The organism is Vibrio hippocampi (genome assembly GCF_921292975.1).
Classification (GTDB): Bacteria; Pseudomonadota; Gammaproteobacteria; order Enterobacterales; family Vibrionaceae; genus Vibrio; species Vibrio hippocampi.
The window spans coordinates 380,670-402,459 of record NZ_CAKLCM010000002.1 but is presented as its reverse complement, the minus strand read 5'-3'; the positions used below and the strand labels follow the sequence as shown (position 1 = coordinate 402,459).

Below are 21,790 nucleotides of genomic sequence, written 5' to 3'. Positions count from 1 at the left end.
ATCACTGTACGGGTCATATACAACTCAATTAATATTGTTTATCGACAAGCACATCGACAGTATCGCCTAATTTAGCAGGCTGGCTCTCGCCGTACCAATCGCCTTGTTTAGTCGTCACATTGCCATCGCTATCTAAGCGCACACGTACCATAATGTCCGTCAGGCTCGATAATTTACGCGCTTCAATCATGCTATTGTTATCGTCCAAGACCACGGTTCTTGGAAAGCTTCCAAGCGGATAACGTGCTGCTGCAATGGGCATCGGTGACCCATCGGCGGTATGGACAGAGACTATTAAGCTCGCATTATTATCCGCAACCACATCAGCAGACAATGAAATAGTCACTGCCACAGCCTGACCCGGCACAACAGACCCTTTCATACGCTCTTGAGCATTGGCAATACTCTTTCCTAGCATCTCAAATCGAGCATCCTCTGGACCAACCATGCGTTGCATGACCGACCAATACTTGATCGCGGAAGGATAATCTTCACTCTCAAACGCATCAAAAGCGAGTAGCGAAAACACGCGAATATCAACATACTCTTCTTGCATTAAACTGGTTAACAGTGAACGAGCCTGATTCTGATCCATCTCTTCTTGAGACATCATTAAAGCTTGAGCATAACCCAATTTAATGTCGCCATCGTCTGACTTGAGACGATACGCCTTCTCCATTGCATCAATCGCGGTGGTCACATTTCTATTCGCGATTGCGATACGACCAAGTAACATCCATCCGGTTGAATCATTGGGCTTATAATGTAACTGAGTACGCAGTGCCAACGTTAGATCCTGCATTTCGTCGTCAGTCAGCGGTTCGTTTGAGCCCGGCATCAGCTTTTTAGAGAGTTCCGGTAGATTGGAACTCACTTCTTGCCAGTGTTGAACCTTGTTCAAACCCCCAAAGTACCAATACATACCGTAACTCAGCACGACGATCAGTACCGTCGATAGCATCAGCACAGCTTTAGAAGAGATCCGAGTTTGCTGACGCTGCGTCTGTTCAGGAATATCATCTAGCAGAGACTGTTTCAGATCTTGCTCAAGGTCTTGCTGGTTATCTACCAAGCCCTCATTGGCTTCCTCTGATAACTCTTCTAAGCGATCCTGATACAGAGCCTTGTTCAATTCATCACGCAAGGCGTCATCATGGTTGGTTTTCGAGTCACTAATGATGTACCAAAGTAAGAATACCGCGAGTACAACAAGCCCAATTGTGGACAACCAAAAAACTGTCATTGTGGCTTATCTCCCGTATTTTGGTCTTTTAACAGTGCATTCAGTTTGGCTTCTTTTTCTTCGCTCCAACCGTCCGCTTCTGCCGCTGGCTTCACTTTATTATTGCGGCTTCTGATGACTATCAGCGTAAAGCCAATCACCACGACCGTTAACGGTCCTAACCAAAGAATCGCCGTCGCTACGGTAAATGGCGGGTTGTAGGTCACAAAGTTGCCATAGCGAGCAATCATATAGTCAATGATATCTTGCTTCGACTTGCCATCTTTGGTCATCTCATACACTTTTTGGCGTAAGTCCTGAGCCAAAGGGGCATTGGAGTCGCCAATGGTATTGTTTTGACACTTAGGGCAGCGCAAGGTGTTACTTAACTCTTTAAACTGCTGTTCCTGTTCTAGGCTTTCGAACTCATGGAATTCAATCGCGGCATGCACCGACACGGCAAGCAGAATAGTGGCAATAAAGGCGATTAAGCTTCTCATTGTTGGCTCTCCTGCTGCTCGGTCTGTTGCAACATAGACTGATACATTGGCTCTAAGGTCTGTTTCCAGTTACGGTCGTTGACGTCGCCGACATGACGGTAGCGAATAACGCCACTGCTATCGATCAGAAATGTTTCTGGCGCACCATAAACCCCTAAGTCCAAACCCAACATTCCATTGCCGTCAAACAGGCTAATCAAATAAGGATTACCCAAGTCGTTAAGCCAGCGCACGGCTTTATTGCGATCATCTTTGTAATTCAAGCCGATGATTTTCACCCCTTGCGCCGCTAACTCATTGAGGTATTGATGCTCTGCGTAACAAGTCGGGCACCAGGTTGCCCAGACATTGAGCAGTAAAGGTTGACCCACGAACACGTCTTGGCTATACAATTTTCCCGGTTCCGCGAGATCTTCTAGGCGAAACTCTGGCACCGTTTTTCCAATCAACACCGATTCCAGTTTGGTCGGATCATCACCGGATTGGTTTTTACCAAGCTGCACAGCAAACACCACCACCAAAAGCAAAAACAGCACCAGTGGGATGAATAGGAGCTTCTTACTCATGCTGACTCCTGATTATTATCTTTTTGTTTTCGGAAACGGTAGCGTTTATCACTCATCGCCAGTAGACCACCGATGGACATCAACAACGCACCCAACCAGATCCAGCGTACAAACGGTTTGTGGTAGATGCGCACGGCCCATGATTTACCGTCATCTAAACGCTCACCCATGGCGATATACAAATCACGCGTTACGCCGCGGTCAATCGCCGCTTCCGTCATCATTGACTTAGCGGTTCGATAGAAACGTTTTTCCGCATGTAGCGTGTTGACGTACTTGCCATCTTTGGTGATCTCAAAGTCTGCGATATAGCCGTCATAGTTCGGACCATCTTTATCTCTCAGACCTTTGAAGTAGAAGTCATAATCGTGGATCTGATAATGCTCACCCGGTGCCAGTCGAACATCACGTTCAATGCTGTAGTTCTGCACCATCGCAATACCAATCACCGACACGGCAAGACCGATATGACCCAGCATCATCGCCCAGTGACTGCGCGGCAATTTCTTAATACCTTCAGCAAACGAATGTCGGTGCGTAGCGCGTTGGTAAAGCTCAAAGCCATGCATGGTGATAATCCACATTGCCATTAGCCAGCCAAGGAAAGCCATACCAGTAAAGTGTTCTGATAGCAGAACCACAAACAGCGCCGACAACACTAAGGAAACGATACCGGATACCAACATCGGTTTGGCTAACTTAGAGAGATTGTCGCGTTTCCATCTGATCAGTGGACCAATACCCAAAATAAAGGCAAACGGCACCATTAACCAAGTAAACAGCATATTGAAGAATGGCGCACCAATCGACACCGAACCCAAACCAATCTGTTTATGAACGAGAGGCAGCAGTGTACCAATCAGCACCACCATTAAAGCGGCAATCAGAATCACGTTATTGGCTAACAGCGCATTTTCGCGCGAGATAAGGTCAAAGTTACCACGGGCACGCACCGACGCACCCTTAACAGCGAACAGCAGTAACGAACCACCAATCACCGCCACCAAGAACGCCAGAATAAACATGCCGCGTGCAGGATCGGAAGCAAAGGCGTGAACGGAAACCAAAATACCGGAACGCACTAAGAAGGTACCGAGCAAACTGAGCGAGAACGCCGAGATCGCCAGCAGTACAGTCCAAGCTTTAAAGGTGCCGCGCTTTTCGGTGACCGCCAATGAGTGCATTAATGCCATACCAGCCAACCAAGGCATAAAGGAGGCGTTTTCTACTGGATCCCAGAACCACCAGCCGCCCCAGCCCAATTCGTAGTAAGCCCACCAAGAGCCCAACGCAATACCCAGCGTTAGAAATACCCACGCCGCAGTCGTCCAAGGTCTTGACCAGCGCGCCCAAGCGGTATCCAAACGACCCGACATTAATGAAGCGATGGCAAACGAGAACGCGACCGAAAAACCAACATAGCCCATGTACAGCATCGGTGGGTGAATAATCAGCCCCGGATCTTGCAGCAACGGATTGAGATCGCGACCATCAACTGGGAAATAAGGCAGCGTGCGTAAGAATGGGTTTGAGGTCAAAATGATAAACAGTAGGAAGCCCACCGTGATCCACCCCATGACCGCCAACACACGGGCGACGGATTCTTGTGGCATACCGCGACTAAACGTCGCCACGGCGACTGTCCATCCGGCTTGAATCAACACCCAAAGCAATAGCGAGCCTTCATGAGCTCCCCAAACGGCGGTCAAACGATAGTACCATGGCAGTTGGCTGTTGGAGTTGCTCGCCACGTAAGTCAGGGTAAAGTCATTGACATAAAACGACCACTCTAAAATCAGGAACGACAGCAATAGCATCAAAAACATACCCCACGCTAAAGGCCTTGCGGAGTTCATTAGCATGGTGTTGTTTTTCGATGCGCCGACGATAGGCAGCAAACTTAGCAGCACCGATAGACTCAGCGAGAGTATCAGTGCAAAGTGACCAATTTCAGCAATCATTGACCGCTTCCTTGTTTCTGTTCTGTAGAATATTGCAACGGCTCGTGCGTCTTCTTCATCGCTTCCGCGACTTCCGGTGGCATGTATTCTTCGTCATGCTTCGCCAGAACCTCAAACGCTTCAATCTGATCGGCGGCGATCAGCTTGCCTTGTGCCACAATGCCCTGCCCCTCGCGGAACAAGTCCGGCAGGATACCGTCATAAACGATGGTAACTTTCGGTCCCACATCGGCAAGATCAAAGCTCACGCGCAGTGATTCAGAGTCACGTTTCACCGAGCCCGCGACCACCATACCGCCGATGCGCAGACGCTGGCCGATCTCAGGTTTGCCGCTACCCGGTTTGCCATTGACCAACTCGGTTGGGGTATAGAAAAGGTCCATATTCTGATTGAGGGCATACAACACCAACCCAACCGTCGCACTCACACCAATAAAAATAGCCAGAATCACCCCTAACCTTTTTTTACGTCTTGGGTTCATAGCGTGTTCTCCATTTTTTTCGCCGCGTCGATACGAGCTTGTCGGTCGATTCGATTACGGATCTCTTGTAGCAGTTTACTTTTACGACGTAGGCTACTAATAAGTAGCAATATCATCGCCAACAATGTGATGCCAAACGCGCTCCAAACATAAGTGGCATAGCCGCCCATGGCAACAAAATCTGAGAAAGAATCAAAGTGCATGTTTACTACCTCTCATTGCCTTGCTTGGATAGGGTTTGTCCTGTTGCCATTTCAATCACCCAAGGGCGATGGCTCTCTTTGCTGATAATTTCATTGCGCAGACGCAGCATCGTTACCGCGCCGAAAAATAGCGCAAAGCCGATAATATTGAGCAACAACGGCCACAACATATCATTGGAAATCGACGGCTTAGCAAATTTAGTGATCGTTGCCCCTTGGTGCAATGTGTTCCACCACTCGACTGAGAAGTGAATGATCGGTAAATTAATCACACCGACAATGGCAAGGATACCGGCGGCTTTCGCTGCGGTTTTTTGATCATCAAAAGCGTGATATAAGGCAATCACCCCTAAGTACAAAAACAGCAAAATCAGCTCAGAGGTCAGACGCGCGTCCCACACCCACCAAGCGCCCCACATCGGTTTGCCCCACACCGCACCGGTAATCAATGCAATAAAGGTAAACACCGCACCAATCGGCGCCATCGCCAGCGCAGCCATACTGGATAAGCGGATCTGCCAAACCAGACCAATCAGCGCTGCAATCGCCATCGACATATAAGCGCCCATCGACCAAATCGCAGACGGCACATGGATATAGATAATTCTAAAGCTATCCCCTTGCTGATAGTCAGCCGGGGCGTACGCCAGTCCCCAAATCGTGCCCGTGACAAGGGTGATAAATGATAAGACCGCAAACCAAGGTAAAAGCTTTCCACATAGTTGGTAACTGGTTTCAGGTTTTGCGTAAGGGTGGAGCCATTTCCACATAGTGATTCTCACTCTATTACAACATTCGGTTACTTTGAGGGCGCTTCCCTCAAATAATCAAAAACATTCCCTGTTATAGTGTAGACCTAACTCATTGTTAGTTAATACCAAATTACTGTTAGTTAACACTAACTCTTAGCGAAGCCGCTATCGCAAAAGGTGTCAGTGTTGCCGCACCCGCCAACATTGCGCCCAAAATAGCCAGTTGACCGTTATACGCAACACCTAAACTCGCCGCATCAATTGCCGACGTGGCAAAGATGAGTATCGGAATATACAAGGGCAGCACTAATAGGCTTAACAATACACCGCCTTTGGAAAGTCCGACCGTCAATGCGACACCGATCGCACCAAGAAAACTCAGGGTTGGGGTGCCGACCAACAGCGTCAGGACAACGGCACTCCAAGTAGCAAAATCGAGTGACAGCAAAATCGCCAATAATGGGCTAATAATAATCAGAGGCAAGCCAGTCAATAACCAGTGAGCAATCACTTTGGCGATCACAACCAGTTGCAACGGAATCGGCATCAGCATCATCTGCTCAAGCGCGCCATCTTGATAGTCATCTCTAAACAGGCGCTCTAGTGATAATAGCGCTGAAAGCAAAGCCGCCACCCAAACGATGCCCGCAGAAATGCGCGCCAACAGATTTGGCTCAGGACCGATGCTTAGAGGAAAAAGTGTAATGACAATGATGAAAAACCATAACGGGTTAAAAACATCCGCCTGTCTGCGGTAGGCGATAAGCAATTCTCGCTGGATGATCTGCATCATGATTGACAACATGCTTAGTCCCCCAACTTAATCTTTTTCAGTTTAGGATGCTCAGACAGCATATCTTGGTGTGTCGTCAGCAATATAATGCCACCTTTAGCGGTGTGAGATAGAAACAGCTGCTCCAACACTTTCACGCCCTGTTTATCAATAGCAGTTAGCGGTTCATCCAAAATCCATAAGGTCTGTTCACTCAACCAAAGGCGCGCCAACGCAACTCGACGTTGCTGACCAGCAGACAGTTGCGCAACCGGAATATCTTCTTTGCCCGCTAAGCCTACTTTGGTAAGCGCATCGTAGATGGCTTCTTTATCCGTCTGTTTTTTATTAATGGATTGAGAGAAGCGCAGATTTTCATACGCGGTCAGTTCACGCTTAACGCCAGTAAGGTGACCGATGAAAAGTAATGACTGATGGAAATTGTCACGATTGGCGCTGACGGGTTCACCGCACCAACTTACTTCTCCGGATTCTTTATCACCAAGACCAGCAATGATACGCATTAGAGTGGTTTTACCCGTACCGTTTCGACCCTCAATTTGCACCAGATCGCCAGCATGCAACGAAAACGAAAGTTCGCTGAATAGCACACGGTCATCACGTATCGCAGTTAACTGATTTACTTCTAACATTCACTTACATACTGTCTCGATTGGAGGCACAGTTTAACATAGCTAATTGTCGGCGAAACAAGAATGTTTGCGCAATTGTCACGAAACTTGGTAACAAGCTTTAACGTCCTGTTCTCAACTTTAGGCAAATAACACTAAAGTAGTAGTTTTATTCATATTTTTTCATTTTTTCCACCATCAATCCCGCCGCACTTCTTATGGCTTAGTAACTAAACGATAACTCGACGATAACATGATGGAATCCCCCCAAAACGACCTCAAGATGCGAGGTTCTGAGAGATTTGCTTGGTTTGTAGATAGAGGTTTGCTTGGTTTATAGATAAAGCAATGAAAGGCGTTTTGGTGGGTAAAAAATGGCGCCAACGTTGAACGTTTGGCGCCATTTTTAATCAGCGGCTGCGTTTATTTGGCGGATAGCCGCCCCGAACAGGCCTACTTGGCGCTTGCTGTGATTTATACAGCGGGGGAACTTTCTCTTTGCCGGCGATCTTGGCTTGCAGAGACATCATGAGTTCCGCTTCTGCTTTTGGCAGTTCGCATTCTTCAATCAATTCCTCTAGGTCTGCGCCCAGTTTCACCATCTTATTTGCACGGGTATACAAGCGTCCGTCATTATCGACATTTTCCAACTCGCGAATACGCTCATTGAGGTGGCGGATAATATCCTCTTGCTCAGTCACTTTTTGACCCAAGCCCACCAATACCGAGCGAACTTCAAGTAGCTGCTTATTGCAGTTTTCGAGTTCTTTCTCTTGCTGTCGTTTTTGTTGACGCACCGTATTTTTGTGGAGATTCAAAGCGCGATGCACTTTGATTAACCACACAAACAAGATAACAGCAAACACCACCAGTCCAATAACCAGTGGCGATTGCCAAATAGCAACATCAGTCATTATAGATAAGCCATCTCATCCCACTCATCTTCAGAGAGCAGTTTGTTCAAGTCTACAAGAATCAATAGTTTGCCTTCACGATTGCTCACGCCTTGGATAAACTTCGAGCTTTCGTCTGTGCCTACGCTTGGCGTGGTATCAATCTCAGAAGAGCGTAGATACACCACTTCAGCAACACTATCGACCAGAATACCAATCACTTGGCGCTCAGATTCAATAACGATGATACGGGTATTATCGGTGATTTCACCGCCCATCAAACCGAAGCGAGCGCGAGTATCAATCACGGTCACAACGTTGCCACGAAGGTTAATAATACCTAGCACATAATCTGGCGCACCCGGTACTGGCGCAATTTCAGTATAGCGCAGCACTTCGCGAACCTGCATAACGTTGATGCCATAGGTCTCTTCCTCTAACTGGAAAGTCACCCATTGCAGAACTTCGTCATTGCTCTGATCTTTTCTTAATTCGACATCCATCGTTTGAGACATAGTTTTCCTCTCAATTTCAGTAGCGCGGTTACGATTGCAACTGCCTGTATATTAATTTTGTTATTGTACCGACTTAACATCTAAGCCAGCGTTAAGCATACCGATAAGTTCTGACACATGAACCAAGGCACACATTTGTTCTTTTACCATGCCGGCAAGCCACGGACGCTTACCTGCGGTTTCTCGCCAACGGATCTTGTCCGAGGTGAGCATTTCTGTTCCTTTTAGTGCGGTACAAGCAAGACCCCATTGGCTCTCACCTAGCATCACCACATATTCGTAAGCGTCTTTATACTCTTCGCCTGTTAAGACATCTGACATCGCCCACATCGCGGTATCCACCACATCAAGTTTATCGTCTCGACTGGTTTGTAACCCTAAGTACCAAGCGGGACGCCCGATAAGATGGCTGAGCGACGTTAACTGATGAATACCGCCTAACTCATCCAACGGTACAGCAAAAGTGACACCATTGACGTCAAAGTAAAGCACTTGAAACGCTTGGTCACGCTCACCGTTTTGCCACACTTTAGCACCACCGTTGCCTTCACTTAACTCAGAAACAGAAACGGCTTCTGGCTCTATATCGGCGGATTCTAATGGGTCTTTAGTGTCAGGTTCCGGATTTAACGCGACGGTTGAGCTAGCTTCAAAAACGGTTGATTGCTGCTCGACTTGGTTCTCAAATTCGATGTCCCAAGCTTGTATTTCTTGCTCCGCTTCGTCGACATCAGGTTCCACAATGGTTGCCACTGCGGTGTCAATTTGGACCTCTGCGATATCGACTTCACTGTCTATCTGAGCTTGCAGACCACTAAACAATTTCTCTAGATTGTCGAGATCCGGTAACTGATCGATTTCCGCCAACTCTGTCTGAGCAAGCGGTTGAGTATTCATCAATTGTCGTTGCGCTAAATAGGGATCTGACTCGATATCATTGGCTAACTCAGCACCGGATTCAAACGAACTCTCCTTTTGTGGCTCCGCTGTCTCCTGAATATCATTTAACTGATCAGCCTCAGTTGACCACTCTTCATCAGGTAATGACTCTTGAGATGACGCTTCTTGAGGCAATGCTTTATAAGACGAAACAGCTTCATAAGACAAAACAGCGTCACAAGACGCTAGCGATTCATCGTCTGGGTCATCACAATGGTTTTCGTCCAGTGGCGCTGACTCTCCCGCTGAGGAGTCAAGTTCACGGGTTTCAATCGTGCAAGATTCACTTTCCAGTTCAGATAACTCAAGGCTTAAATCCTCATTATCGTCCTGCTGCTCTTGAGGCTCCTCAAGTGATAGCAGAGCTGAAAAATAGTCATCAAGCGCTTGTTCACTAGAAAGAGGAGAAGTATCACCCTTCATCAAGTGTTAGCCTCTCTAAATAAATCAACAGTTGCTTATACGCAAAGACCCCTCGACTGCCTGCGGCAAAGTGAGAGGCTGGCATATGTTTAAGACTGGCATCACGAAACTTGGTGTCGATAGGAACCGCCGAGCTCCACACTTGCGTTGGATAATCTTGTTTCAATTGCGTCAAAGTCTGTAGTGATGCCCGTGTACGTTTGTCGTACATCGTTGGAACAATCGTCACTTTAAAGGGACGCTGACGAGACTTCTGCATAATAGAAAGGGTGCGAACCATACGCTCTAGCCCTTTCATGGCTAAGAATTCGGTTTGTACCGGTATCAAGATACGATCACTGGCCGCCAATGCGTTGACCATCATCACACCGAGTATCGGTGGACAATCAATTAACACGTAGTCGTAATCCTCTCTCAGGGTCAGTAACGCTCGTTTGAGGATCAACCCCATACCGCTGCGGTTGCCCATGACGCGGTCAAGGGTTGCCAGCGACATATGGGCGGGGAGGATGTCGATATTGTCCAAGTGAGTGGAATGAATCAGTGATTTCACTCGACTATCGGTAAATTCCGTCAGTTGAAATAGATCGAATAGGCTTTTCTCTAGCTGATCCGAGTCCATCCCTAAATAGGTGGTCAACGAAGCATGAGGATCGGTATCGATCAGCAAAACGCGATGCCCTTTCTGACTTAACAAGCCCGCCAGTGTTACGGTGGTTGTGGTCTTACCGACACCACCCTTTTGGTTTGCAACACTCCAAACAATCATGGTTACTGCCTCTTCAACTCAACCAAGATACGCTCAGCGATGCGATCCAAAGGCAGGCTTTCGGTTGATAGTCCCGCTTTAGTGACAGCTTGCGGCATACCGTACACCACACAACTTTCTTCATCTTGCGCCCAAATGGTGGCGCCAGCATTTTTCAGCATACGCGCGCCTTCGCGACCATCGGCACCCATCCCGGTCAACACCATCGACAATACTTTATCTTGATACACTTTTGCCGCTGAGCCAAAAGTCACATCAACACAGGGCTTATAATTCATGCGCTCACCGCCATCAATGATACGAATTTTGGCCGAACCCGGTCGCCCTTCGATCATCATCTGCATACCACCCGGCGCCAAATAGGCAACACCCGGTTTTAACACATCACCATCTGCCGCCTCTTTAACACCAATTTGGCATAGTGTGTTTAAACGTGCAGCAAACGCGGCAGTAAAGGTTGCGGGCATATGTTGAATCAACACGATAGGATGAGGATAGTTTGCCGGTAACTTGGTCAGGATCTGCTGCAGCGCAACCGGTCCACCGGTTGACGTACCAATCGCCGTTAACTGATAGCTTTTGCCACTCGCTCTAAAGCGAGCGGGGGTATCTGTCGCGATTCTTGGTTTCACACCGAGTGTTATCGAACTGTCTGCGACCTTTGCTACTGGACGCGGAGGCGTCAGCGGACGACGCATAAAAGCGCGACGACTTGCGATTTGCTGAACTCGCTGTTGCAACAAAGAGACCGCTTCGTCTTTATTACGGGCGATATCTTCAAACTTCTTAGGAAGAAAGTCTAATGCACCCGCTTCCAACGCATCGAGTGTCGCTTTAGCACCCTCATGGGTGAGCGAGGAAAACATTAGAATAGGCGTTGGACGCTTGCCCATAATTTCACGAACGGCAGTAATGCCATCCATAACGGGCATTTCAATATCCATCGTGATGACATCAGGCTTGAGCGATAGCGCTTTCTCTACCGCTTCTTTGCCATTGACCGCCACGTCGATCACTTCCAAACGTGGCGCAGCATTGATAATGTCACTGACACGACGACGAAAGAAACTTGAGTCGTCTACCACCAAAACTTTTATCGACATAGAGTCCCCTATTACACTCGCGATGCTGCTGCATACTGCTTCAGCAGATCGGGCACATCAAGGATTAGGGCGATATGACCATCACTGGTGATCGTCGCGCCTGCCATACCCGGTGTACCTTGCAATAGGTTATCCAGTGGTTTAATCACAACTTCTTCTTGACCAATCAGGGTATCAACAACAAAACCGACGCGCTGACTACCAATTTGTACAATGACCACATGACCGTGACCTTGGCGTACTTCAACTTGCCCAAGTTGCGGAGCAAGCCAGTTCTGTAAATAGAACAGAGGTAATGATTTATCGCGAACGATAATCGTCAGCTGACCATCGACCACGTTGGTGCGTGATAGATCAAGATGGAATATTTCGTTAACACTTGCCAATGGTAGCGCAAATGGATTGCCACCTACGCCCACCATTAGGGTCGGTAGAATGGCGAGAGTCAGTGGTACCTTGATGATGATCTTGGTGCCTTTACCCAGCTCTGAGTCGATATCAATAGAACCATTCAGCGCGTTAATCGCAGTGTTGACCACGTCCATACCCACGCCACGCCCCGAAATGTCAGAGATCTGCTCTTTACTTGAGAAGCCCGGCATAAAGATAAGGTTGAAACACTCTTTATCGGTTAAACGAGAGGCCGCGTCTTCGTCCATCATGCCGCGTTTAACGGCAATCGCACGCAGTTTTTCTGGGTCCATACCGCCGCCATCGTCGATGATAGCCAGTTCGATATGATCCCCTTCTTGCGATGCAGAGAGAATCACTTTACCCGTTCTGGATTTACCGGCTTGCTCACGAACGTCCGGCATTTCAATACCATGGTCAACCGAGTTACGGACCAAGTGAATCAATGGATCGGCAAGTGCTTCAACGAGGTTCTTATCCAGATCCGTCTCTTCACCTTGCATCTCTAACACAATGTCTTTCTTGAGGTTTCGTGCCAAATCGCGAATAACACGCGGGAATCGACCAAAGACCTTTTTAATCGGTTGCATGCGGGTTTTCATCACCGCACCTTGTAGGTCAGCGGTGACCACATCGAGGTTTGATACCGCTTTCGACATCTCTTCATCGTTGCTATTTAACCCAAGGCTCACCAAACGGTTACGAACCAATACCAACTCACCGACCATATTCATAATGGTATCTAGGGTGGAAGTATCCACACGCACGGTGGTATCGGGTTGTGGTTTTTTAATCGCAGGGGCTTTTGCTTCTGCTTTGACCGCAGGCACGGCTTGTTCTTGAGTCGCTGAAACTGGCGCGGGTGCCGCCTGAGGCGCTGCGACTACAGGTTGAGCTGTCACTGCTTTGGCTGGCGTCGTTTCTGCTAGGCTAGCTTTTGGCTGCGTGGCGGCTTCCAGTTCTTCAGGACTTGGACCATTGCCCACACCATGAAGTTCATCAAGAAGCTTTTCGAACTCCTCATCAGTCATCAGATCGCCGGTTGGCTTGATCTCTGGTGCGCTAGCGGCTGGCTGTGCCGGTTTTTCTTCCACGACCGATTCATTTGCAGCAGACGTAAAGTCGCCATCGGATGGACCTTTACCAACACCATGTAATTGATCGAGTAACTTTTCAAACTCATCATCGGTGATATCACTTGAGCTTAGGTCTGACGGCTCGACGACGGCTGGTTTTGCAGGTTCAACCGCGGCGGTTGGCTGTGGTTTACTTGAACTAGGGCTGGAGCCTTTGCCATGCAATTCATCAAGCAAGCGTTCAAACTCATCTTGAGTAATATCGTCAATCGAATTGCCTTGGCTGACTTGCGTAGACTCCGCTTTAGGCTCTACTGAAACAATGGTATCGACTGCAACGATGGGTTCCGCTTCAACAGCGGGTTGAACAGGTGCTGACGCTTGAGCTTTCTCTTCCGCCGTTTCCGGCTGACTTAGACGGTGCAGTTCATCCAAAAGGTCTTGAGCCGCTGGCTCAATAGGCTGCGTATTTTGTACCGCTTGGAACTGAACATTGATGGTGTCCAATGCACGAAGCATGGTATCCATTAAGCTGGAGTCAAGAGTACGTTGACCGTTTCGTAATATATCGAATACGTTCTCAGCACCGTGACAGGTATCCACAAGCTCGGTAAGCGAAAGGAACCCAGCTCCACCTTTGACAGTATGGAAGCCTCGGAAGATGGCATTTAGAAGGTCTTTATCGCCAGGACTGTTTTCCAGTTCAACCAGCTGTTCGGACAGTAATTCGAGAATCTCTCCTGCTTCTACAAGAAAGTCCTGTAGGATCTCTTCATCTAAATCGTAGCTCATAGTACACCCTTAAAACCCAAGACTTGAAAGCAAATCATCGACTTCGTCTTGCGAAGACACCGCATCAACGCGCTCATGGGGGTTAATAATTGGCCCCTCTGCGCCGGTTGGTGCTTGTTTTGGTTTCGTTGTTATTGTTTGTTGTTCTTCACTGAACAGTCTCAAGATCTCGACTAAACGGTCTTCCACTTCGCTCACAAGTGAAATCACACGACGAATAATCTGACCCGTCAAATCTTGAAAATCCTGCGCCATTAAAATATTGGTTAGCTGAGATCGAACTTCGGTGCTGTCGCCTTCCACTTGGCATAACAGACTGTCTATACTGTGACACAGTGATTTAAATTGTTGCAATTCAAGTCGTCCATGCATCAGTTCATTCCAATGTGGGCGAACTTGTAGCAGGCCGTTATGAAGGTTGTCTGCCATTGGCATACACCTTTCAACTGCGTCCATCGTCGTATTTGCCGAGACTTCGGTCTTATTGATCACATACTCAAGGCGATCGCGAGCTTCTGGCATCTCGTCTTTAGCAATTTCGTTAATGCGAGTATCAACACTGAACTCTGTTAACGCATTGTGTAAGTCTCGAGTTAGCTCACCCACCTCATTCAGCAGGCGGACATCACCGTCGCTTTGGAGTGACATGACCAATTCATTTGCTTCTTGTTGCTGCTCATTTTCGAGCAATTCAACAAGTTGCTTAGCTTGTTCCAATGAAATCATTCTGATATAGCCGCTTTGCTATAAAGAACGCTTATAAGCGTTCAAAAATTTTATCTAATTTTTCTTTTAGTGTGGCTGCGGTAAATGGCTTAACGATATAGCCGTTTACACCCGCTTGTGCCGCTTCGATAATCTGCTCGCGCTTTGCTTCCGCTGTGATCATCAATACGGGTAGATGTCTCAGTTCTTCGTCAGCACGAATATGACGCAACAGATCGATACCTTGCATACCAGGCATGTTCCAGTCAGTCACTACAAAGTCGAATTCGCCTTTCTTGAGCATAGGTAAGGCAGTTAAACCATCATCGGCTTCTTGTGTATTACTAAAGCCCAAGTCGCGCAAAAGGTTTTTGACAATACGTCGCATTGTTGAAAAGTCGTCAACAATAAGGATTTTCATGTTTTTATTCAAAATTGCCTCCACTGAAAGCGAAATCAGTGTTTATTAATTATTCTCAGTCCAAGCACTAAGCTTGGTTCGAAGACGCTGCATTGATTGACTTAATATTTGGCTGACACGAGACTCGCTGACACCTAATATTTCACCAATCTCCTTCAAATTTAATTCTTCATCATAATACAGGGATAGCGTGAGCGCTTCGCGCTCAGGAAGCGATTTTATTGATTCTATTAACGCTTCACGGAAAGCTTCATCTGCGACACCCTGAAATGGTGAATTTTCTTCTTCAGTCGATGAGCCAACAGAGTCTTCGGACACGCCCAAATCCTCGATACCCACCAACCTAGAGCAGTTAATGTCGGTTAACGCTCGGTGATACTGTTCCAAGCTCATTTGCAGGTAATTGGCGACTTCGACATCCGTGGGATCTCGATTAAGCTCAACTTCCAATGCGCCTATCGCTTGGGTAATTTCGCGGCTGTGTTTGTGCACCGACCGCGGCACCCAATCACCACGACGAATATCGTCTAGCATGGCGCCACGAATCCTGATACCTGCGTAGGTTTCAAAACTCGCCCCCTTGCTACCATCGTAGTTTTTTTGTGCTTCTATCAGGCCAATCATGCCAGCTTGAATGAGGTCTTCTACCAACACGTTCGGTGGCAGCCGACCTATCAGGTGGTGAGCAATACGCTTCACCAGCACTGAGTATTTCTCAAGAAAAGCTTGCTGACCGTTCACTTTAGCATTTTGGTCGTAGGTCAAAGCTTTATTCACTAAACGGTTCCTCTGTGACTGAAGGTCGATTTAGTAGCCTTTCAACAAAAAATTCTAAGTGTCCACTGGGTACTTTCGGTATTGGCCAAGTCAAGGCTTTATTTGCCAATGAATTGAGCGCCATTGCCGCCGGTGAACGTGGAAATGCATCCACAACAATTTTTTGTCTCTTCACTGCTTGTCGCACTTTATCATCTAAAGGGATACATGCAACAAGCTCCAGACTCACATTGAGAAAGCGTTCTGTGACTAATGTCAATTTTGTAAATAATTCACGCCCCTCACGGTAGCTGCGAACCATATTAGCCACGACTTTGAAGCGCTGAACTTGATGTTCACGGCTCAGCAATTTAATCAAAGCATAAGCATCGGTAATTGATGTAGGTTCATCACACACCACAACAACCACATCTTGTGCTGCACGAGAAAAGCTCACGACCATGTCCGAAATACCCGCTGCGGTATCAATTAACAGCAGATCCATTTCTTCTTCAAGGCTACCAAATGCACGAATTAAACCCATATGTTGAGCATGGCTCAATTCGGTCATACTTTGTGTGCCTGAAGTGGCTGGGATAATTCTGATCCCATGAGGTCCTTCCACTATCGCGTCTCTAAGCTCACACTCACCCGCCAACACATGGCCTAAGTTTTTCTTAGGACGGATACCTAACATAACGTCGACATTTGCTAGACCAAGGTCAGCATCAAGCACCATCACTTTCTTACCTTGGCGCGCCATACAAATTGCCAAGCCAAGAGTGACGTTTGATTTACCAACGCCGCCTTTGCCTCCGGTTACAGAGATTACCTTCGTAGACGTAGGCTGAGTTAATCGTCTTAGGCCACTCGCTTGGTCTTGTATCATGTTATTTGTCATTTTAACTTGCACCTAAACCCCCTCCATATCGCTGTTCCAGAAGTGGGGTTCATTTTCTGTCGACTTTTCTAGTAAATCGTTCGCTTTGGCGACCATATATTTGGGCTGAGCGATCACAATATCTTCTGGTACGCGTTGACCATTTGCGATGTAAGTTACCGGCAGTGAATTTTGCACCACTACACTGATAAACTCACCCAAGCTTAATGACTCATCAAGCTTGGTCATAATGCATCCGGACAAAGGAATACGTCTAAAATGATCTAACGTTTCCTGCAATACCTGCCTTTGAGCAGTGGCTGGTAAAACCAAGTAGCTGTTAATGACATCTCCCGTGTCTTGCATCAAGGTATCCAACTGCTCGGATAGGCGCACATCTCTTTGCCCCATACCCGCTGTATCTATTAAAACTAGGCGTCGATTTCTTAACTGATAAAGAATATCGGCCAACTCTTCAGAATCTTTAGCAACTCTTACAGGACAACCCATAATTCTGCCGTAAATCGAAAGTTGTTCATGAGCACCGATACGATAAGTATCCGTGGTAACCAGTGCGACATTGTCCGATCCATACTCCATCGCTGCACGAGCGGCAAGCTTGGCGACTGTCGTGGTTTTACCGACTCCGGTTGGACCTAATAAAGCGACAATGCCTCCCTTTTTAAGCAGGTCTTGCTTGCTGATAACAATTTGATCAGAGACTAGAGATAGCAAGGCTTTCCATGCTTTTTGAGGGGGGGTTTCTTCTGGGATATAACAGGCCATTTGGTCGGCAAGTTCTGGCGAGATGCCCATGCGTTCTAATCGTTTGATCAACATCGCTCTTAGCGGTTCTCGACGCTCAACTTCTTGCCACATTAACCCAGAGACTTGGTGCTCTAAAAGACGACGAATCGAAGACATATCTTCTTTCATCGCCTCCAATTCTTCATTGATTTTGCCATCTTGTTTGCCGCCATTGCCGCCAACACTGCGTCTTGATGCCTCGCGTTGATCATCAGACGCATATCGAGATGGGCTACTCAAACGGGATGAGGTATCACGATTTTCGCTGGCATACTGGTATCGGTCACTGTTTTGATACCCCTTTTGCACCGAACTGGCACGCTCTGACTGACGCTCTAATAGTGCAGACAGTGAATCCGGAGCAATAGGCTTATCTCGCGTCTCTTGACTCGGTGCAGAGCGATAGTTTTTCAACAGATTCGCAAAACGGTCGGTCATTGTTGCCGTTTCCTGACCCCTTGAAGACTGCAGATTGACTCGGTCATCTTTTAGTTGACGCGGATCGTGCTGATTCGAGCTTACCGCAAGGTTGGTGCGACTTGGAGATGCACTCATCTGGGTAGGTGCTGACTGGGCATTGTCGCCATCCACCGCTGCCACGATTTCTACACCACCGGCCACTTTTTTATTTGACATGATCACCGCATCCGCCCCAAGTTCTTCTTTAACTTGAAGCAGAGCTTGTCTCATGTCTCTGGCAAAAAATCGTTTAATTTTCAACTGTTATACCCGTTAGTTATACCGCTATTCTTGGCCAAGTTAATTGCCGACAGCTTGTACAATTCGTATCTGTTTCTCATCAGGTATCTCTTGATAGGAGAGAACCCTCAGGTTTGGTATGGTATTTTTCACAAACCTTGCTAAGGTCGAACGCAACACGCCCGATGTGAGTAATACTGCCGCTTCACCTTTCAGTTCTTGCTCTTGTGTCGCTTGAGTCAGTGATGCTTGTAGTCTTTCCGCTAAGCCCGGCTCAATACCTGTGGATTCACCACCTGATGCTTGCATAGTTTGATGCAATATTTGTTCCAGCTCCGGTATCAAGGTAATCACCGGCAGTTCTGGCTCTATACCATTGATTTCCTGAACAATTAGTCGTTTTAATGCAATACGAACAGCTGCCGTTAAAACGTCAGGTTCTTGACTCTTAGAGGAATATTCAGCCAGCGTCTGTACGATAGTCCGTATATCTCGAATTGGAATCGCTTCGTTAAGCAGGTTCTGGAGTACTTTTACTACCACACCCAGAGACAGTTGTTCAGGCACAAAGTCTTCCACCAATTTTGGTGCAGAGCGACCCAATAGCTCCAATAGGTTTTGTACCTCTTCATGACCAAGAAGCTGTGAAGCATTGTTGGTGAGAAGTTGGCTCAGGTGCGTCGCCAGCACGGTCGAGGAATCAACCACGGTATAGCCTAGCGCCTGTGCATGTTCACGCTGTGACTCTTGAATCCAAACCGCCTCTAGCCCAAACGCTGGGTCAATGGTTTGTTCCCCATCAATCAGACCATAGACTTGACCTGGGTTAATCGCTAACTCTTGGTCTGGTCGAATTTCAGCCTCACCCACCGCGACACCCATCAAAGTGATGCGGTATGAATTGGGTGTCAGCTCTAAGTTATCGCGAATATGCACTGCCGGAATAAGAAAGCCAAAGTCTTGGGACAACTTCTTACGCACGCCTTTCACACGCTCAAGCAACTCCCCACCCTGATCTTTATCGACCAATGGAATTAACCGATAACCTACCTCAAGACCAATCACATCGACAGGTTGCACATCGTCCCAAGAAAGCTCTTTCGGTTTGTTACTGGCTTCGTTGCCACCACTAATTTCAGCGGGTAAAGAAGCTTGTTGCTCTTTTTTGGCTTGCTTCTTATGCAGCCAATACGCACCGCCTCCTGCCATCGCGGCAAGCAACAGGAAAGCAAAGTGTGGCATTCCGGGAACCAAACCCATCACCAGAAGAATGCCTGCGGTAATGGTCAGCGCTTTTGGATTGTCAAAAAGTTGAAAGACTAACTGCTGCCCCATATCTTCGTCAGTATTTTGACGCGTCACCATAATGGCTGCGGCAATCGACAGTAGCAATGATGGGATCTGAGCCACCAGACCATCACCGATCGTCAGCAAGGTGTAGATTTCAATCGCCTCACCAAAACCCAGTGAGAACTGCATCATACCAATGCTCAAACCACCGATGATGTTTAGGAACAGGATCAAGATACCGGCGATGGCATCGCCTTTAACAAACTTAGACGCACCGTCCATCGAACCGTAGAAGTCCGCCTCTTTGGTGACTTCAAAGCGTCGAGTCCGTGCTTGCTCTTGGTCGATCAAGCCAGCATTTAAGTCGGCATCAATTGCCATCTGTTTACCCGGTAAAGCATCAAGGGTAAATCGTGCACTTACCTCAGAAATACGTCCCGCACCCTTGGTCACAACCACGAAGTTGATGATCATCAAGATCAGAAACACAATCAAACCAACGGCGTAGTTACCGCCAATCACCACGTTACCAAACGCTTCGATAACGTTACCCGCTGCAGAGCCGCCCTCGTGACCATAAAGTAACACCACACGAGTCGAGGCAACGTTTAGCGCCAAACGGAGCAGTGTCGCAACAAGCAAAACGGTAGGAAAGGCGGCGAAATCCAATGGGCGACGGGTATAGATCGACACCAACAGCACCACCATCGCCAAAGCGATGTTAAAGGTAAAAAACAGGTCGAGCAGAATTGCCGGGATCGGTAACACGATCATCGCTAAGGCGGCAAGCACCATCACTGGCGCGCCTATAGCAGGCAGAGAGCGTCCAGACAGAAACGGGAGTTTATTAGTAAACGGTAAGCTTAGTTTCATTACAACATCACTGTAAAGCAATACGCCAATTTAAATAGCGCTTCGCAGAGCATTTAATAGCATTGGATTTAATTAACATTTAATAATTGCAATTATTAAGCCAAATCATAATGTCAATTATTTGACAACCCAGCCCAATCGCAAGAAGGTCAAAATCCCCCCCTAGCCCCTAGTTCCTAGCCCCTAAAACCTAAACCTCAATGCCTCATATCTTTCGGAATCACGATTTGCTCGGTTTGAAGCTTCGGTCTCTCGCCGCCTTTTTTTCGGTACTGCTTAAGTTGGTAAACATACGCCAGTATTTGTGCCACCGCCGCAAACAGACCATCGGGGATCTCCTGCTCCAGTTCACTGGTATGATAAAGCGAACGAGCCAGCGGTGGAGATGGCACAATATAAATATCATGCTCTCTTGCCACTTCTCGAATTTTCAGCGCCATATGATCCACGCCTTTTGCCACTACTACCGGTGCTTTGTCTTGGCCCTGTTTATATCTTAGCGCCACAGAAAAGTGTTCTGGGTTGGTGATAATGACATCCGCCTCTGGGACTTCCGCCATCATTCGGCGCTGTGCCGCCTCGCGCTGCAACATACGAATACGACCTTTCACTTCCGGTTTACCTTCCGTGTCTTTGTACTCGTCCTTGATCTCTTGCTTGGTCATTTTCAATTGATTGGCGTGTTGCCAGATCTGAAACGGAATATCAATCGCCACCACAATCAACAAGGTGCAGCTGATTAACAAAATAAAATTAAGCAGGATATCCAACGCGTGAAAAATGTTTTGCGGATAGACCTCTAAGCTCAACTGAAACAGGTCCGCTTTAGAGGCATTAACCAGATAAAATGCCATCCCAGCGACGAGGGACACTTTAAGAATCGACTTGATCAGCTCTACCCAGCTTTGCATGCCCACCATGCGCTTTAAGCCGCTAAGTGGATTCATTTTTGACAATTTCGGTCTTGCTGCCTCGGCGGAAAATTGAATCCCCCCTAAGCCAGCAGCCCCGATAAATGCCGCAATAAATAGCACAATAAGAATCAGCAGCAGCGGAAATAACAAGGTCGATAGCGTCCCCAATATCACGTCAAATAATCTACTGACATCGAAGATCTCTTCCCGAGTGAGCGAAAACATGCGCCCCATAGCACTGAATAGCGCTTTTGCTAAACCGTCACCCAACATCATCAGTGAAAGCGCCCCCACAATCAGTACCGACACGGAGGCTAACTCTTTGGATCGCGCCACCTGACCCTTTTCGCGGGCTTGTTTTAACCGCTGGGGGGTGGCGTCTTCGGTTCTTTCTTGACCGTCAGACTCAGCCATGACTGCCTCCGAGAATCCGT

At 47.6% G+C, this 21,790-nt stretch carries 22 protein-coding genes; all 22 read right to left on the bottom strand.

The window, feature by feature from the left end; genetic code table 11:
* Positions 1-28: 28 nt before the first annotated feature.
* Positions 29-1,243, bottom strand: a complete 1,215-nt coding sequence (ccmI, locus tag L9Q39_RS04325) for a c-type cytochrome biogenesis protein CcmI (RefSeq protein ID WP_237483896.1) — start codon at positions 1,241-1,243, stop codon at positions 29-31.
* Complete coding sequence (locus L9Q39_RS04320) at positions 1,240-1,722, bottom strand: cytochrome c-type biogenesis protein (RefSeq protein ID WP_237483895.1); 483 nt, start codon at positions 1,720-1,722, stop codon at positions 1,240-1,242. The genes ccmI and L9Q39_RS04320 overlap by 4 nt, the downstream gene beginning before the upstream one ends.
* Positions 1,719-2,288: a DsbE family thiol:disulfide interchange protein gene (locus L9Q39_RS04315; RefSeq protein WP_237483894.1), complete on the bottom strand. Its 570-nt coding sequence runs from the start codon at positions 2,286-2,288 to the stop codon at positions 1,719-1,721. The genes L9Q39_RS04320 and L9Q39_RS04315 overlap by 4 nt, the downstream gene beginning before the upstream one ends.
* The gene (locus L9Q39_RS04310) at positions 2,285-4,249 is read right to left on the bottom strand and encodes a heme lyase CcmF/NrfE family subunit (RefSeq protein WP_237483893.1); all 1,965 of its coding nucleotides are present in this window, start codon (positions 4,247-4,249) and stop codon (positions 2,285-2,287) included. Before L9Q39_RS04310 ends, L9Q39_RS04315 begins: the two co-directional genes overlap by 4 nt.
* Positions 4,246-4,731: a cytochrome c maturation protein CcmE gene (gene ccmE, locus L9Q39_RS04305; protein WP_237483892.1), complete on the bottom strand. Its 486-nt coding sequence runs from the start codon at positions 4,729-4,731 to the stop codon at positions 4,246-4,248. The genes L9Q39_RS04310 and ccmE overlap by 4 nt, the downstream gene beginning before the upstream one ends.
* A complete protein-coding gene (gene ccmD, locus L9Q39_RS04300; protein WP_237483891.1) occupies positions 4,728-4,934 on the bottom strand; it encodes a heme exporter protein CcmD in 207 nt (68 codons plus the stop codon). Before ccmD ends, ccmE begins: the two co-directional genes overlap by 4 nt.
* 5 nt (positions 4,935-4,939) lie before the next feature.
* Complete coding sequence (locus tag L9Q39_RS04295) at positions 4,940-5,704, bottom strand: heme ABC transporter permease (RefSeq protein WP_237483890.1); 765 nt, start codon at positions 5,702-5,704, stop codon at positions 4,940-4,942.
* Between the two features lie 118 nt (positions 5,705-5,822).
* Positions 5,823-6,491: a heme exporter protein CcmB gene (ccmB, locus tag L9Q39_RS04290; RefSeq protein ID WP_237483889.1), complete on the bottom strand. Its 669-nt coding sequence runs from the start codon at positions 6,489-6,491 to the stop codon at positions 5,823-5,825.
* A gap of 2 nt (positions 6,492-6,493) precedes the next feature.
* The gene (gene ccmA / locus L9Q39_RS04285) at positions 6,494-7,111 is read right to left on the bottom strand and encodes a cytochrome c biogenesis heme-transporting ATPase CcmA (protein ID WP_237483888.1); all 618 of its coding nucleotides are present in this window, start codon (positions 7,109-7,111) and stop codon (positions 6,494-6,496) included.
* Positions 7,112-7,500: 389 nt separating this feature from the next.
* The gene (locus L9Q39_RS04280; RefSeq protein ID WP_237483887.1) at positions 7,501-8,004 is read right to left on the bottom strand and encodes a DUF2802 domain-containing protein; all 504 of its coding nucleotides are present in this window, start codon (positions 8,002-8,004) and stop codon (positions 7,501-7,503) included.
* On the bottom strand, positions 8,004-8,498 hold the full coding sequence (locus L9Q39_RS04275) for a chemotaxis protein CheW (RefSeq protein WP_237483886.1): 495 nt from the start codon (positions 8,496-8,498) through the stop codon (positions 8,004-8,006). The genes L9Q39_RS04280 and L9Q39_RS04275 overlap by 1 nt, the downstream gene beginning before the upstream one ends.
* Before the next feature lie 60 nt (positions 8,499-8,558).
* Positions 8,559-9,860 carry a chemotaxis protein CheW gene (locus L9Q39_RS04270; protein WP_237483885.1) on the bottom strand — a complete coding sequence of 434 codons (1,302 nt, stop codon included), beginning with the start codon at positions 9,858-9,860 and terminating at the stop codon, positions 8,559-8,561.
* Positions 9,850-10,629 carry a ParA family protein gene (locus L9Q39_RS04265; protein ID WP_237483884.1) on the bottom strand — a complete coding sequence of 260 codons (780 nt, stop codon included), beginning with the start codon at positions 10,627-10,629 and terminating at the stop codon, positions 9,850-9,852. Before L9Q39_RS04265 ends, L9Q39_RS04270 begins: the two co-directional genes overlap by 11 nt.
* Positions 10,630-10,631: 2 nt before the next feature.
* Positions 10,632-11,732, bottom strand: coding sequence for a protein-glutamate methylesterase/protein-glutamine glutaminase (locus L9Q39_RS04260; RefSeq protein WP_237483883.1), 1,101 nt, complete (start codon positions 11,730-11,732; stop codon positions 10,632-10,634).
* A gap of 11 nt (positions 11,733-11,743) precedes the next feature.
* On the bottom strand, positions 11,744-14,011 hold the full coding sequence (locus tag L9Q39_RS04255) for a chemotaxis protein CheA (protein WP_237483882.1): 2,268 nt from the start codon (positions 14,009-14,011) through the stop codon (positions 11,744-11,746).
* Between the two features lie 9 nt (positions 14,012-14,020).
* On the bottom strand, positions 14,021-14,737 hold the full coding sequence (locus L9Q39_RS04250) for a protein phosphatase CheZ (protein ID WP_237483881.1): 717 nt from the start codon (positions 14,735-14,737) through the stop codon (positions 14,021-14,023).
* A 31-nt stretch (positions 14,738-14,768) separates the two neighbouring features.
* A complete protein-coding gene (gene cheY / locus L9Q39_RS04245; RefSeq protein WP_237485499.1) occupies positions 14,769-15,137 on the bottom strand; it encodes a chemotaxis response regulator CheY in 369 nt (122 codons plus the stop codon).
* A gap of 45 nt (positions 15,138-15,182) precedes the next feature.
* Positions 15,183-15,914 (bottom strand): RNA polymerase sigma factor FliA, encoded by a 732-nt coding sequence (locus L9Q39_RS04240; RefSeq protein ID WP_237483880.1) that lies wholly within the window; start codon positions 15,912-15,914, stop codon positions 15,183-15,185.
* Entirely contained in the window at positions 15,907-16,794 is an 888-nt protein-coding gene (locus L9Q39_RS04235) for a MinD/ParA family protein (RefSeq protein WP_237483879.1), read from the bottom strand. The genes L9Q39_RS04240 and L9Q39_RS04235 overlap by 8 nt, the downstream gene beginning before the upstream one ends.
* 12 nt (positions 16,795-16,806) lie before the next feature.
* On the bottom strand, positions 16,807-18,300 hold the full coding sequence (gene flhF, locus L9Q39_RS04230; RefSeq protein ID WP_237483878.1) for a flagellar biosynthesis GTPase FlhF: 1,494 nt from the start codon (positions 18,298-18,300) through the stop codon (positions 16,807-16,809).
* A gap of 39 nt (positions 18,301-18,339) precedes the next feature.
* On the bottom strand, positions 18,340-20,442 hold the full coding sequence (gene flhA, locus L9Q39_RS04225) for a flagellar biosynthesis protein FlhA (protein ID WP_237483877.1): 2,103 nt from the start codon (positions 20,440-20,442) through the stop codon (positions 18,340-18,342).
* A gap of 197 nt (positions 20,443-20,639) precedes the next feature.
* Positions 20,640-21,770: a flagellar biosynthesis protein FlhB gene (flhB, locus tag L9Q39_RS04220; protein WP_237483876.1), complete on the bottom strand. Its 1,131-nt coding sequence runs from the start codon at positions 21,768-21,770 to the stop codon at positions 20,640-20,642.
* Positions 21,771-21,790: the final 20 nt, after the last annotated feature.

What these genes read in the sequence shown, in the direction of transcription:
- flhB (WP_237483876.1), bottom strand. Translation starts at nt 21,770, where the DNA reads ATGGCTGAGTCTGACGGTCAAGAAAGAACCGAAGACGCCACCCCCCAG.
- ccmI (WP_237483896.1), bottom strand. Translation starts at nt 1,243, where the DNA reads ATGACAGTTTTTTGGTTGTCCACAATTGGGCTTGTTGTACTCGCGGTA.
- L9Q39_RS04270 (WP_237483885.1), bottom strand. Translation starts at nt 9,860, where the DNA reads ATGAAGGGTGATACTTCTCCTCTTTCTAGTGAACAAGCGCTTGATGAC.
- ccmD (WP_237483891.1), bottom strand. Translation starts at nt 4,934, where the DNA reads ATGCACTTTGATTCTTTCTCAGATTTTGTTGCCATGGGCGGCTATGCC.
- L9Q39_RS04310 (WP_237483893.1), bottom strand. Translation starts at nt 4,249, where the DNA reads ATGATTGCTGAAATTGGTCACTTTGCACTGATACTCTCGCTGAGTCTA.
- L9Q39_RS04265 (WP_237483884.1), bottom strand. Translation starts at nt 10,629, where the DNA reads ATGATTGTTTGGAGTGTTGCAAACCAAAAGGGTGGTGTCGGTAAGACC.
- L9Q39_RS04235 (WP_237483879.1), bottom strand. Translation starts at nt 16,794, where the DNA reads ATGACAAATAACATGATACAAGACCAAGCGAGTGGCCTAAGACGATTA.
- ccmB (WP_237483889.1), bottom strand. Translation starts at nt 6,491, where the DNA reads ATGTTGTCAATCATGATGCAGATCATCCAGCGAGAATTGCTTATCGCC.
- cheY (WP_237485499.1), bottom strand. Translation starts at nt 15,137, where the DNA reads ATGAAAATCCTTATTGTTGACGACTTTTCAACAATGCGACGTATTGTC.
- L9Q39_RS04315 (WP_237483894.1), bottom strand. Translation starts at nt 2,288, where the DNA reads ATGAGTAAGAAGCTCCTATTCATCCCACTGGTGCTGTTTTTGCTTTTG.
- L9Q39_RS04295 (WP_237483890.1), bottom strand. Translation starts at nt 5,704, where the DNA reads ATGTGGAAATGGCTCCACCCTTACGCAAAACCTGAAACCAGTTACCAA.
- ccmA (WP_237483888.1), bottom strand. Translation starts at nt 7,111, where the DNA reads ATGTTAGAAGTAAATCAGTTAACTGCGATACGTGATGACCGTGTGCTA.
- L9Q39_RS04260 (WP_237483883.1), bottom strand. Translation starts at nt 11,732, where the DNA reads ATGTCGATAAAAGTTTTGGTGGTAGACGACTCAAGTTTCTTTCGTCGT.
- L9Q39_RS04320 (WP_237483895.1), bottom strand. Translation starts at nt 1,722, where the DNA reads ATGAGAAGCTTAATCGCCTTTATTGCCACTATTCTGCTTGCCGTGTCG.
- L9Q39_RS04250 (WP_237483881.1), bottom strand. Translation starts at nt 14,737, where the DNA reads ATGATTTCATTGGAACAAGCTAAGCAACTTGTTGAATTGCTCGAAAAT.
- L9Q39_RS04275 (WP_237483886.1), bottom strand. Translation starts at nt 8,498, where the DNA reads ATGTCTCAAACGATGGATGTCGAATTAAGAAAAGATCAGAGCAATGAC.
- L9Q39_RS04280 (WP_237483887.1), bottom strand. Translation starts at nt 8,004, where the DNA reads ATGACTGATGTTGCTATTTGGCAATCGCCACTGGTTATTGGACTGGTG.
- ccmE (WP_237483892.1), bottom strand. Translation starts at nt 4,731, where the DNA reads ATGAACCCAAGACGTAAAAAAAGGTTAGGGGTGATTCTGGCTATTTTT.
- L9Q39_RS04255 (WP_237483882.1), bottom strand. Translation starts at nt 14,011, where the DNA reads ATGAGCTACGATTTAGATGAAGAGATCCTACAGGACTTTCTTGTAGAA.
- flhA (WP_237483877.1), bottom strand. Translation starts at nt 20,442, where the DNA reads ATGAAACTAAGCTTACCGTTTACTAATAAACTCCCGTTTCTGTCTGGA.